11 protein-coding genes are annotated in these 12,741 nt (G+C 47.7%); 5 read left to right on the top strand and 6 right to left on the bottom strand.

Annotation, left to right across the window (positions count from 1 at the left end):
- Positions 1–17 precede the first annotated feature (17 nt).
- Complete coding sequence (locus NC994_RS01685; protein WP_190436528.1) at positions 18–2,708, bottom strand: CHAT domain-containing tetratricopeptide repeat protein; 2,691 nt, start codon at positions 2,706–2,708, stop codon at positions 18–20.
- A 6-nt stretch (positions 2,709–2,714) separates the two neighbouring features.
- Here NC994_RS01685 and NC994_RS01680 point away from each other — a divergent pair, with 6 nt between their 5' ends.
- The gene (locus NC994_RS01680; protein ID WP_190436653.1) at positions 2,715–2,933 is read left to right on the top strand and encodes a hypothetical protein; all 219 of its coding nucleotides are present in this window, start codon (positions 2,715–2,717) and stop codon (positions 2,931–2,933) included.
- A gap of 291 nt (positions 2,934–3,224) precedes the next feature.
- Here the strand turns inward: NC994_RS01680 and ilvC are convergent, their stop codons facing one another.
- Both ilvC and NC994_RS01670 read right to left on the bottom strand, forming a co-directional pair.
- On the bottom strand, positions 3,225–4,220 hold the full coding sequence (ilvC, locus tag NC994_RS01675) for a ketol-acid reductoisomerase (RefSeq protein WP_190410160.1): 996 nt from the start codon (positions 4,218–4,220) through the stop codon (positions 3,225–3,227).
- A 168-nt stretch (positions 4,221–4,388) separates the two neighbouring features.
- Complete coding sequence (locus NC994_RS01670; protein ID WP_190410159.1) at positions 4,389–5,117, bottom strand: DUF3891 family protein; 729 nt, start codon at positions 5,115–5,117, stop codon at positions 4,389–4,391.
- A 228-nt stretch (positions 5,118–5,345) separates the two neighbouring features.
- Here NC994_RS01670 and NC994_RS01665 point away from each other — a divergent pair, with 228 nt between their 5' ends.
- The 3 genes from NC994_RS01665 (at position 5,346) to NC994_RS01655 (ending at position 9,096) form a co-directional block, all read left to right on the top strand.
- Positions 5,346–6,293 (top strand): DUF4349 domain-containing protein, encoded by a 948-nt coding sequence (locus NC994_RS01665; protein WP_190410158.1) that lies wholly within the window; start codon positions 5,346–5,348, stop codon positions 6,291–6,293.
- A gap of 178 nt (positions 6,294–6,471) precedes the next feature.
- Entirely contained in the window at positions 6,472–8,016 is a 1,545-nt protein-coding gene (locus NC994_RS01660) for a SagB/ThcOx family dehydrogenase (RefSeq protein ID WP_190410178.1), read from the top strand.
- Between the two features lie 138 nt (positions 8,017–8,154).
- Complete coding sequence (locus NC994_RS01655) at positions 8,155–9,096, top strand: ribonuclease III domain-containing protein (protein ID WP_190410157.1); 942 nt, start codon at positions 8,155–8,157, stop codon at positions 9,094–9,096.
- A 320-nt stretch (positions 9,097–9,416) separates the two neighbouring features.
- Here NC994_RS01655 and NC994_RS01650 read toward each other — a convergent pair whose 3' ends face one another.
- Positions 9,417–9,770, bottom strand: coding sequence for a PhoD-like phosphatase N-terminal domain-containing protein (locus NC994_RS01650; protein ID WP_199299647.1), 354 nt, complete (start codon positions 9,768–9,770; stop codon positions 9,417–9,419).
- A 402-nt stretch (positions 9,771–10,172) separates the two neighbouring features.
- Between NC994_RS01650 and NC994_RS01645 the strand changes: the two genes are divergently transcribed.
- Positions 10,173–10,553 (top strand): response regulator, encoded by a 381-nt coding sequence (locus NC994_RS01645; protein ID WP_190410155.1) that lies wholly within the window; start codon positions 10,173–10,175, stop codon positions 10,551–10,553.
- A gap of 24 nt (positions 10,554–10,577) precedes the next feature.
- Here the strand turns inward: NC994_RS01645 and NC994_RS01640 are convergent, their stop codons facing one another.
- The gene (locus NC994_RS01640; protein WP_190436525.1) at positions 10,578–11,171 is read right to left on the bottom strand and encodes a class I SAM-dependent methyltransferase; all 594 of its coding nucleotides are present in this window, start codon (positions 11,169–11,171) and stop codon (positions 10,578–10,580) included.
- Positions 11,172–11,298: 127 nt separating this feature from the next.
- Positions 11,299–12,684 carry a tRNA uridine-5-carboxymethylaminomethyl(34) synthesis GTPase MnmE gene (mnmE, locus tag NC994_RS01635; RefSeq protein ID WP_190436522.1) on the bottom strand — a complete coding sequence of 462 codons (1,386 nt, stop codon included), beginning with the start codon at positions 12,682–12,684 and terminating at the stop codon, positions 11,299–11,301.
- Positions 12,685–12,741 lie beyond the last annotated feature (57 nt).

Raw genomic sequence — 12,741 nt, 5'->3', positions numbered from 1 at the left:
TATACTAACCGCGATAGTTATCTGGGTTCCCCAATTAAGGTGAATCCTGCCCAGTCTTTGGGATTGGGATTTTGTTGCTTAATTTTGAGCATGGCTTGGCGCAAGGCTTTGGCTTTATCGTCGTTCTGCTTCAACTGCTTGTAAAATTCACTCATTAACGCACCTGTGGGAGCATCTGGCGCAGACCACAAAGGCACGATCGCAGTCGGAACACCCGCTGCAATCAGAGAAGTAGACAAACCAATTACTCCATCGCCAGTTGTTTTACCCTTGCCGTTTTCAACAGCAGTGAAAACGACTAATTCAGGACGCAGGTGTTGCCCTTTGGGTTGGGCAAAAGATTCCAGAATTTCAGCAGAAGTAAGTAAGCCATTATCGGAACCACCGGGAGAAAGTGCGATCGCACCGGGTACACCTTGGCGCTTCACATCATCGAGAATCGCATAAGTTCCGAGATGAACGCTCTTCGCTTTCCGCATCTGTTCCAAAACCGCCGCCTTTGTCGCCTGGTTGCCAATTAGCAAAGATTTTGTCTTGAGAAAATCAGCGATTTCTAAGGCTTGCTGTTCTGCATTTGCTAGCGGCGGTAACGCTTTCGGTGCTTGCCCCAGTGCTGGTGCAATTCGCGGCATCACGGGATTTCCGACTACCAGACGATTGCCCCCAGAAGTTTTTCCTCGTTGTTCTTTGGTTAAAGCAAGTACCTGAATTGCCGGTGCTGTCAAGATCGTATGTTTATCGATCAGGGAGTTGCCATAAACATCCACTAAAGCCGCAAACGGAATCCGAAACATTTCTTTTTGCGGAATGAAGATAACACGGGCGTTTGGGTCTTCTGGCAATAAATCGGCAATCGGTTTAATTAATAGTTGATGCAGTTGCAGCAACGGTTTCGGCTGAATGATTGGCGCTTTCGCCGGTGAGGAAGTTGCATTTCCGGCTGGCGCTGGTTCTGTTGCTCTGGGTTTCGGAGGATTGGCAGGCGCTTGCAATCCTAGAGATTCAGGAATTTTGGCAATTACATTTTCGATGGAAGAGACGGGGAAAATTGTATTTTGGGCACCCAGTTCGATGCGACGAAACGTCACTTCCCCACTAGGCGGAATCACCCAAACATAAAGTCCTTCATCGGGAATAATTGAATATTCAACGAGTGTGGCGTTTTCTTGTTTGGCGATTTTTTTAATTTCTTCAATCGTGGGGAAAGTCAGCTTCTTCGGTGCGGGTTTTAAACCCGATCCCACGGGTTCGGTAGATAACCGCAGCCGCAATAAATCGACAATCGACCTGATCCGCCCTTGTTCAGCCATTTCTAAGGCGGCAATCGGCTGTTTTTGAGCAATTAAAACTTGTTGCAAACGCTGATAAGTTGTTGTTTGCGCGTCCAAATAGCGATTAGTGCTGCCTAAGTTGGCACGGATAGCATCCCAAGTTTTAACTGAATTGAGTAAGGTTTCTTTGGCTTCTTCTGGTTTACCTGATTTGAGAAGCGCGAATGCCAAATTATTCAGCGCCGTCCCTTCTGCCAAGCGATCGCCTGTTTTCCTCGCCGCCTCCAGGGGTTCTTGATACAGTGCGATCGCTTGCTCAAATTGCCCCGCATTTTGGTAAGTTTTTGCCAAATTATTCAGGGCAATCAGTTGCAATGCGGCATCACCACTTTTTTGAGCGATCGCAACTTGCTGTCTTCTGACTTCAATCGCTTCTGGATATTGCCCCTGCGCCTCGAAAGCGTCCGCAATACTGTTGAGAAAATACCCTTCTTCGGTGACATTGCCGCTTTTCCGAGCAATTAGCAACTGCTGTTGATAAAAGTCAATGGCTTCCGGGTATTGTCCGAGGGTGCGATAAGCTTCAGCCAGGTTATTTAGAGAATCCAGCACCGCATTCGGATTGCGGCTTTCTCGTGCCGTCGCGAGCTGTTCTTTGTAAAGTGCGATCGCTTCTGGATATTCTCCCTCTGATTCGTGAGCGATTCCCACATTCCCTAAAAAAGCTGCTTCTCGTTTTGGGTTGCCGATTTCTTGTCTCAGCTTTTGCGCTGCATCGCGAAAATCTTTTGCTTGTTTTTCATCCCCCAGATAAAAGTAAGCATTCCCCAAATTATCCAACACCTTAGCCGCGCCCGGTTGATCGCCGATGCCTTGCAGAATGTCTAAGGTCTGGTAGTAGAATGCAAGCGATCGCAAATATTGCCCTAACGTGAAGTAAGTTTCGCCAATATTCAACAGCACATTCGCTTCACCCGTGCGCGAACCAATCTCTTGGTAGAGTTTGAGTGACCTTTGCAAAGACTTTAAGGCTTCTTGAAATTGTCCCGTTTGATGCTGCCGAATTCCTAGTTGCAGCAGTTTGTCTGCGTTGAATTCGCTAGCGCTTTGCCTGTCAGATATCTGGGATCGATTATCAATGGTGACGGGATCTGGTTTAACAACCTGTTTCGTTATGGCTGCTTTCTCTGTACCGGCGGTTTGTAAGCTTTTCCTGACACTTGCCCTGACACCACTGATAAAATCCTCGTCTCCTTGCGCCTGGGAATTCTTCAGGATATTTTCTCGTTCCGATGCTGCTGATAAGGGGGGTAATAAATAGAAAGACGCGAGTAAAGACAAGACAGCCGCCCAAAACAGATAAAATCCCTTTTGACTGTTTAACTTTTCCTGTTTTTGAGGGAACAATAGAAGAAAGTAGCTTAGGAAAATTTTCATACGATCGTGGATAAAAAAATAGTTACGCCATTGGTGATTATTTTAGCTTTGATGTTTGTTGGTTTTGGCGATCGCGTTCTGCCCAAACCCTTAAGTACAGCTAGTTTCAACACCCGAACCGCTTTGAATAATTCTTTACTGGGATTATTTCCCACTAAGAAACCGAGGAATGTTTACGAGCGAACTGAAAAAGCGATTGAACAAGAGGAAAAAGGAATCAAATAGTCAATGGGTAATGGCTTAGGGGAAGATGTTTATTCCCATTATCCATTACCGATGACAGGGCGTCAGAGCGCGTTTATAAAGAAAAATGAAAGTTATCGGCGAGCCGGTTTTTCCCATATAAAACTTTACACATACTCGCTAAACAGCAATACTTTCCGGTTAGTGCTGCAATCCTTGGGGAGAAGCTGAATTAAAGCATCAAAAGAATAAATTAGGATTGCAAAAACTTAAAAACCCGCTTTCTTTAAAGAAAGCGGGTTTTTATCCAAGGTAAGTTTCCTGTCTAACTGCTTACACTTTCTTCAACCAGCTAAACATTGCCCGTAAATCTTTGCCAACTTCCTCAATAGGATGTTCAGCTTCCTGACGCCGCATCGCTGTAAATCCGGCTTTTCCAGATTGATTTTCTAAAACAAATTCACGAGCAAATTGACCCGATTGAATTTCTTGGAGAATTTTCCGCATTTCGGTGCGGGTTTGGTCAGTGACAATCCGAGGGCCACGGGTCAAATCGCCATACTCAGCAGTATTAGAGATACTGTCGCGCATTTTGGCTAAACCGCCTTCCACAACCAAGTCAACAATCAGTTTGACTTCATGAAGACATTCAAAATAAGCCAATTCCGGCTGATAGCCAGCAGCAACAAGCGTTTCAAAACCCGCTTTAATCAGCGCACTTAAGCCACCGCAAAGCACAACTTGTTCGCCAAATAAATCGGTTTCAGTTTCTTCCCGGAAAGTAGTTTCTAAGATTCCGGCACGAGTCCCGCCGACACCTTTAGCGTAAGCCATCGCGCGATCGCGTGCTTGTCCCGTGGCATCTTGATACACCGCAAATAAACAAGGCACACCTTCACCCTGTTCGTAAGTGCGTCGCACCAAATGTCCTGGCCCCTTCGGTGCTACCATCACCACATCTACATTCTCAGGCGGGACAACCTGACCAAAGTGAATATTGAAGCCGTGGGCAAAGGCTAATACCTTTCCTTCGGTTAAATGAGGCGCAATTTCATTGGTATAAACTGTTCTTTGTGCCTCATCAGGCAGCAGAATCATAATGAAATCAGCCGCTGCGGCAGCATCAGCGACCGTGTGGACAGCTAAACCAGCTTCTTTCGCTTTTTGAGCCGACTTACTACCCGGATACAGCCCGACAATGACATTCATGCCACTATCTTTGAGATTGAGGGCGTGGGCGTGACCTTGAGAGCCATAGCCGATGATAGCAATGGTTTTTCCGCTTAATAAATCTAAGTTGGCATCGTTGTCATAATACATCCGGGCCATAGGGGCAACTCCTTGGAGCAAGCATCTTGAGTAGTGCAAACTCTTAATTCTATCAAACTACGTCAAGATCACCCTAGGCTTAGAAAATTGGTAATGGGTAATTGTTAGTAGTCGCGAGTCCTTGGTTTGTTGCGACTGACCCATGACCAATTACCCATTATCCATTCGTCAAGACTTCACTAACGTCCACTCTAAAAGGTCGATCGGTGCTTCTTGAAGTGCGTGCGTGAGTTCATCATTTGAGTCGAATTTCACTTGGCTGAGATAGCACGCTTCCACATTTACCGTAAACTTTTCCTCTTCAAAAGGCCAAGGCTTCACGGTGAGATTCCCATCGCTACGTTGCACCACATCATAGCGCTTTCCGTCTGGCCCCTTGCTAATTTCCAAAGCCCGCTCACCAGCAGGCAACTCGTGGTTGCAGAGGATGAGTGAGAAGCGATCGCACCATTGCATAAATGCATAAGCTTTATCGGCTTCCTTTTGGGTAATCTTCAACCCCTTAATCCATTGCTTTTGATGCTCTTTTTGCTCATCCAGAAATTTGTCCAATTCTGGCGACTCTCCCCGTTTCCCTTCATTGAGAAAGCTGGTATGCATCGAAATCAACAAAGCTACCCAGCGTCCTCGGTAGCGGGAATTCTGCGTCAGTGTAGCCAGCTTTTTGAGATCCGTTTTCTTGTCGAGGGTAAAGTCCAAGGGTGCCCCCGCTTCAGTGAGGTGATTTCCTTCCCACTCGCGTTCTAAGTCGTCGTGATGGGAAATTGCCGCCACCGTCTCGATCAAGCGTTCTGGGCGATCTTTTTGGTGCCAGTGACCCGCTATTTGAGCAGCTAGCAAGGCATGGGCGCGATGATAAATTACTTCCCAACCATTTTCAACTAAGTTAGCAATCACGAAAAACAGTCCTTTTTTCCTCGAATTCTCGATCTAGTGTGAAGTAAATTAACAAAGCACGTATCTAGCTTAGGGAAGCCGTTAGATGCGATCGCGCTCATCGGATTAGAGAAAGTATCGTCGCCCTTTCCTATCACCGCAACACCCTGTGTTGCATAAACCGCAACAATCAGCGTGCCCCTTTTTTCAGTAAGGCATACTGGCAATAACTAAATTGGGGGTTATGCAATGAACGGCTCACTTCATCCAAAGCTAAAACCTTCTTTATTCTTAAGCGCCTTGCTGGGAGGCATCGTTTTAACCAGTTGTGCCTCTTCTTTTGAACAAAAGACACAACTGGCGCAACTCGCGCCTACCGCCCCAAATTCAGAGCCAATGGCAAATTCAGCAGCCGAAGCCGGAGCCGTTCGCTCCCAAGACATAGCAAGCCCTGCTGGGGCGAAGGCTCAGGTGCCTCGCCAGCGCCCCCAATTGAGCAAAAATGCCGAACTATCGGTGAGTGTCAACTCCATCGAAAAAAGCACTGAAATCGCCTCCAAAATTGTTAAACAACAGCAGGGGGACTTACTAAAATTCCAAGAGCAAAAACCCAAAGACGAAAACGCCCGTCACACTGCATCCATGCAAATTCGGGTTCCTCAAGAGCAGCTCGAAACCAGTCTCGATTTCTTGGCAAAACTGGGAACCGTACAGCGCCGCACCCTCACCGCTGAAGATGTTACCGATCAACTCGTGGATAACGAAGCCCGACTGCGGAACCTGCGGAAACAGGAAAGCACCTTACTCAAAATTATGGAACGCTCCGGCTCAGTGGGGGATGTCCTGAAAGTTGCCAACGAACTCAGCAACGTGCGGCAAAATATCGAACAGCTGGATGCACAATTGAAAAGCTTACGCAGCCGAGTCGCCTACTCTACCATTACCCTAACTTTAGAAGAAGCGATCGCAGGTATTCCCCCAGCGCGACCTTTAGGTTCAGACGTTCGGGAAACTTGGAACCAAGCAACTCACTCCTTGGGCGAACTCACCACCAGCTTGATCCGGTTGGCGATTTGGTTAGCAGTTTTCAGCCCGTTTTTGCTGGTGTTAGTGGCGGTTCCCGTTGGCTATCACCGCTTCAAACAGCAGCGATCGCAATCATCTCCTCAACCGTCCGAACCCCCGCACGCCGGTTAATCTGTGGGTTTATCAATCTTAATTTTAGGAATTGGGGAAACTGCTATTCGCCCCGAAAGACCGTTAAAACAGGATGAATCCAGAACGACACAGATTTATTTGTACTTAACGGTACGACACGTTTGCTGCTGGGGATGGCAAGATGGAAGGCGAAGCGGAAGCGTTGCTAGACAGCTGTATGCCAGAATTGCGAGTATCAATTGCTCAGCACTATCACGAGCGGACTAAATACGATCCCCAGACGCTCGCCTCTAAGAGCCAGGGGCTGGACTGGGAGCGTCAACCAGTGCCTTTTAAAGACTACAAAATTGGCTCAACCTATGACCTGAAGCCCTATTTAACAGAAATACCAGAGGCGTTAGTCGATGAGGGCGAAAAAACCCAAGCATGGCGTCGCCTGTCGCGGCTGCTGTTTTGCAGCTATGGCTTGACGGCTAAAGTAATGACAATGGGAAATCCGATGTATCTGCGGGCAGCCCCCTCCGCCGGGGGATTGTACCCCGCGGAGATTTATTTAATTTCCCGTGGGACGCCGCTTTTACCACCCGGACTCTATAACTATCAGCCTCAGAGCCATTCTTTAATTCATTTTTGGGAAAGTGATGCCTGGAAAGCGCTGCAAACAGCTTGTTTTTGGCATCCGGTGTTAGATAGTACCCAATTGTGCCTCGTCACCACAGCCGTCTTCTACCGTTCTGCTTGGCGCTATCAAGACCGAGCTTATCGGCGGATTTTTTTGGATACGGGGCATCTGCTGGGCAATATTGAGCTGGCGAGTGCCTTGAATGACTACCGCCCTCACTTAATTGGGGGGTTTGCGGATCGGGCAGTGAATGAGTTACTTTACCTCGATCCAAAGGAGGAAGGAGCAATTTGCGCGATCGCTCTGGCAGACTTGCTGGATGTGAAACAAAACTTGCCCCTCAGTCCGACTGCATTGCCCTCTGTCACCCAAACGGACTATCCTAATATCCCCGATGGTGAATTGCTCGGCTACTGCCACCAAGCAACGCAGATTGAGGAAACCCAGCAGATAACGGGCAAAACGCCCATCTCACAAGATGTCCTGCAACCGCCAACTCCCGATGATAAATACAACTTTCCCTTCTGTCTCAAGGTTTCAACCGTCACGACGCCAATTGATTGGGCAGCAAATTTGCACGACTTGGAAACAACCATTCTCAAGCGGCGCTCGACTCGTGCCTACACGGGAGAAGATCTAACTCTAGAGGAACTGAAAGCTTTACTAGATTTCACCTACCAACCCCAGCACTACATCGACCAAGGTTTAGATAGCTCTCCAGACTATTTTGATTTAAATTTAATCGAAACCTTTATCGCCGTGTCTGGGGTAGAAGGACTGGAGGAAGGCTGCTACTATTACGCACCGAAAGCTCAGGAATTGCGGCAAATCCGCTTTAAAAATTTCCGCCAGGAATTGCACTATCTGTGCCTGGGGCAAGATTTGGGTAGAGATGCGGGAGCGGTGCTATTCCACACAGCAGATTTGAAAACAGCAGTGGCGCAGTATGGCGATCGCGTTTATCGTTATTTACACATGGATGCCGGTCATTTAGGGCAACGGCTGAATTTAGCCGCCATTCACCTTGGTCTAGGCGTCAGCGGCATCGGCGGCTTCTTTGATAACCAGGTGAATGAAGTCTTGGGTATCCCTGCTGATGAAGCGGTTGTGTACATCACCACCTTAGGGCGTCCGAGATAAAGGCAAGTAAAAGGCAAAAGGAAAAAGAAAAAATCGTTGTAAATTTTAAGATTGCCCATTGATTTTTTCAATCTCAAATCTAAAATTTCTTTTTCCTTTTGCCTTCGTTAATTAGGCATTTCATAGAGGAAAAAGAAGATGGCATGGAACCCAGAAACGGTCGAAAATAAAATTGGCCTCCGTTTCAAAGACAAGAACCTACTCCGCCTCGCCCTAACCCACACCTCCTTTGCCACCCAAATCGGCGAATCTGGGCAAGACAATCAGCGGTTAGAATTCCTCGGCAAGGCGATTCTCAACTTCGTGGTTGCTGACTACCTTTACGAACGCTGCCCCTATCTAGAGGTCAGCAAATTCTCAGTTTTGCAAGACAAGCTCGTTGAGGGAGAAAGGCTGACCAAGCTTTGGTTCCAATTAGGGTTAGGAGAAGACCTGTTGCTGGGTTCGGGTGAAGACTGGAACCTGCTGCGCCAGAAGGTGAATAACCCCTTTAAAGATGCATGTGAAGCGTTATTAGGTGCAATGTACCTCGATCGTCGTTTCTCGCAGACGCAGAAATGGATCGTCAAGCACTTAATCGCTCCGGTTCTGGAGCATCATCTTCAAAACTTGAAGGAGCGTAAGCAGCCGAATAAACAGTTAGAATTTTTGGGCGACGGGATCATCAATGCTGCTGTCTCCGATTACCTGTATCGCAAATTTCCCCACATTCGTACAGGCATTCTCTCCACTTTGCGAAAGCAGCTGATCAACTCTCACAAGTTAGCTCAATTGAAGTCTCATCTGAGGTCGGAAGACTCAATTTTACTAGGGCGAGAGTCGGAAAAAATTGGCAGTTTATCGTTCAAGGCAATATTAGGGGAAGTCTACAATTACCATGAACGTAGCTTCTCTGATACGTGTAATTGGTTTAAGCGCTTTATCCAAGAAGATGAAGTTTTTACTCTGGCAATCCCGTTACTTCTGGAAGACGGAAAACACAAGGAGTGGATTATCAAGAAAGTCATGGGATATGAAGGTCAGCGATACAAAGAAGGCGTAGAACGCTTTAATCAGCTGATGGAGCGGGAAGTTTCTTAAAAAGTCAGGACTTACGCACGAGTAACGGAAAAATGAACCGCGTTGGCGGAGCCTGCGCGTTAGCGCTTAGGCACGAAGGAATAAGAGTTTGAGAGAGTTTTTGCGTAAGTCCTAAAAGTGCTAGATACTGTTAGCGTAGCGGCATACTTGCGGACTGATCGACTTATTCTCTGTTCCAGGAGCAGTCTGGAAGAGAAAATATAGAGCGGATATACGACTTTTGTAGTGCGGAAACTGCCTTGTGCGGGGGCGCTGTAGATGTTGATATCAGATAATCTTGGAAGGGGACTCGGTAGAATATCTGCTGACCTAATGGCAAGTCAGCCAGGTAAATCCGTGTAAATCCGTGCTGTGAAATCGCTGTTTTCCAGGGCAGCGGGTCCCACAACCCGCTGCACATTCCGGAATGACTCGGTTGTCGAATATTTCACAATCATGCGTCCAGGGCGATTACAACGGCTCCATACGACGGCGCTGTTACCTGTGATGTCGCCGCTAGCAACCCCAAACGGGATTTGCGGACGCATCTTATCCGATGTCACAATAGCAGGGGCAGCGACTTGTGCTTGTCCAGATTTTGATAATAAATCTGCGGCAACGATCCCGCCTCCAGTCAGGGTACAGCCAAGTAGAAACCGACGACGGTTCAGCCGCGATCGCAGTTTTCCTTCCATGAACTGAAAATTATTAGTTATAACCGATACATAGAGTTGAATAAAAATCGGAACCCAAACACGACTCTGTATGCTTACGTATAAGGATGTTGACCGGAATTTGGCTTCTCCGTATTTAGACGGATATTTACATAATCTTTACAACTTTTCTGGAAAAACTCGGAGGAACTTTGAAGATTAAGCAAAGATGTCCGTTGATTGATAATCGGATTTCAGAGCGATCGCTTAAAATATAACGGAAAGAAACCGGAAAAATTACGTGTATTTACGTAAACAATTTTTAGACTCATAAGCGAAAATGAGCGGAAGTAGATAAGTTTTATCTAATCCAAAGGCAATTCGACTTGGGGTGCGCTGATTTTTTTCCCGCGAACATTTGAACCTCGTAAGTAGGTAGGAGTTATGACTACAGTTCTGGTGGTGGAAGACAGTCACACGCAACGGGAGATGATCTCACGCCTCCTTCAAGAGAGCGGGCTGAGTGTTACTGTGGCTTGTGACGGTGTCGAAGCGCTGGAGCAAATGGAGGGCAATTGTCCGGATTTAGTGGTGCTAGATATTGTGCTACCCCGGATGAATGGCTACGAAGTTTGCCGTAAAATTAGAGCCGACTCCAAAACCCAGAAGGTAGCTGTGGTGATGTGTTCAGCCAAACGGGAAGAATTCGATCGCTACTGGGGAATGAAGCAAGGCGCAGATGCCTATATTTCTAAACCTTTTGAACCCCACGAGCTAGTCGGAACCGTTAAACAATTGCTGCGAGAAACAAGTGTGAGGAACTAAGTTGGGCAGAGGGTGAGCAATGCCTTACTCTCCTTGTCCATAAGTTCGCTGATAAAGCCGCGATCGCACGCGGTTACACATAATTTCGTCTAAGCAAAGCCATCCCCATTCTGGCTTCAAGTGAGGTCGCTTGTTTGGGGTAATAATTATCATTGAATGGGCAATTAGACCTAGTTGGTAAACGACGATCGGCAAACGTGACTCTGGCAGCAAATGCATCGCAAAGCTGCACACAATCAAACTATAATGCCGGTTGTTGAGAATTCCAGAGGCAATGTCCTCAAAAGTATAGGGTTCAGCTTCTTTACCCGTGCGATTTAAATAGGCGTTGTAGGTATAGGGATCGATGCCATCAATGTTGGTACATCCTAAACTTTGCAGCGCTAAAGTTACTTCGCCGCTGCCACAAGCTAAGTCTAATACTTTGTGAAAATCTAGCTGCCACTGACTGGCTGCAAGTTGCAAAACTTTTTGAATGGCGGATTCTTGAGGATTTCGGTATTCATCTCCAAATTGTTCGTAGAAACCTTGGACGCTATATTGTTCGTATCCTTTCCGAATCGCTTGGCGCTGGTTAGAAGAGGTAGATTTTCCTGAGTTTTGCTTGTGCTTGTGCATAATATTAAATTGTCTGTATTGTGATTATGCCCTCAGCTTGAATGGGGCTATACAAACAATTAGCCCTACCTACGGGGGCTACAGAATAATGCATTTTGGTAATAGAGACTTCTGAAAAACTCATTACCTATTTCCCAATACAAAATCGGCTAAAAATGCGATCGAGAACCGATTCTGTGACTTCCTCTCCGGTGATTTCTCCTAAAGCTTGAATGGCACCCCGCAAGTCAATTGTCCAGAAGTCGAGAGGGAGTTGATCGGTAATCGTAGCCAGCACTTGTTCCAAAGAAGTTTTAGCCCTCGTTAGCGCCGCTGCTTGCCGCTGGTTAATCGCTAAATCCAAGTCGGCTGCCTTGAGGTTGCTGGTGTGTACGGCATCCAAAATGGCTTCTTCTAGGGCGTCAATGCCTTGGTTATGGGCGGCTGCGGTGGGTACAACCCGGTGAATAGTGTCTGGGAGGGAAAATTCTGGAATCTCCCCAACCAGGTCAACTTTGTTAATCACTAAAATGAGGGGGCGGTGTTGTACCTGTTCGTAGATTTCTCCATCAGCGGGCGTCCAACCGGCTTGGGCATCAATGGTGAGTAGTACCAAGTCAGCGGCTTGAGCGGCATCGCGCGATCGCTCAACCCCAATCTTTTCCACCACATCAGCGGTATCCCGAATCCCGGCAGTGTCTAGCACTTGCACGGGAATTCCACCGACGACCAGAGCCGATTCTACAACGTCGCGAGTGGTGCCGGGAAGGTCGGTGACGATGGCGCGATCGCTCCGACTCCAAGCATTCAGCAAACTCGATTTCCCGACGTTGGGACGCCCGACAATTGCCACTTTTAAGCCAGTGCGGAGGAGTTCGCCTTGTGCGGCAGTTGCCAAGATTTTTGTAGTTTCTGCCAATATCTGCTCGATTTGGGCGATGATATCCGCTTCATCCAACGGTGGCAAGTCTTCCTCAAAGTCGATTCGGGCTTCAATTTCTGCCAAGATGTCGAGGCAAGTGGTACGCAGGGAGCGAATCGGCTTTTGCAACTTCCCTTGCAACCCGGCAAGCGCTGATTGAGCCGCTTGAGGCGATTTCGCTCCCACGAGATCGGAAATACTCTCCGCCTGCGTCAAATCCAAACGCCCATTCAGAAACGCCCGCAGGGTAAACTCTCCCGGCTGTGCTAATTTTGCCCCCGCCTCCAAACACAGCTGCAATACCTGCTGCACTGGCATAATTCCGCCGTGGCAGTGGAACTCTACCACATCTTCGCGGGTGTAGGAGCGAGGCGCTTGCATCATCAACAATAGTGCTTCATCTACCACATCATGCGTCTGGGGATGGCGCACATATCCGTAGAGGATGCGGTGAGATTCCCACTGCTGCTTCCCTGGTGCGTGGAAGAGGGAACGCGCGATCGCGATCGCTTCCGCTCCCGATACGCGCACAATCCCCACACTCCCCTGCTGGGGAACAACAGCGGTAGCGATCGCGGCAATTGTTCCCCCCTGCACAAACGTTTCAGACATCTTGCCTTGAGATTCGGGTTAAATGAAAAGCTTATCAATTTCCATTCTGCTGTAATA

It is taken from the genome of Trichocoleus sp. AS-A1 (assembly GCF_039962015.1).
Taxonomy (GTDB): domain Bacteria; phylum Cyanobacteriota; class Cyanobacteriia; order Cyanobacteriales; family FACHB-T130; genus FACHB-T130.
This window is presented reverse-complemented; position numbering and strand designations above follow the sequence as displayed.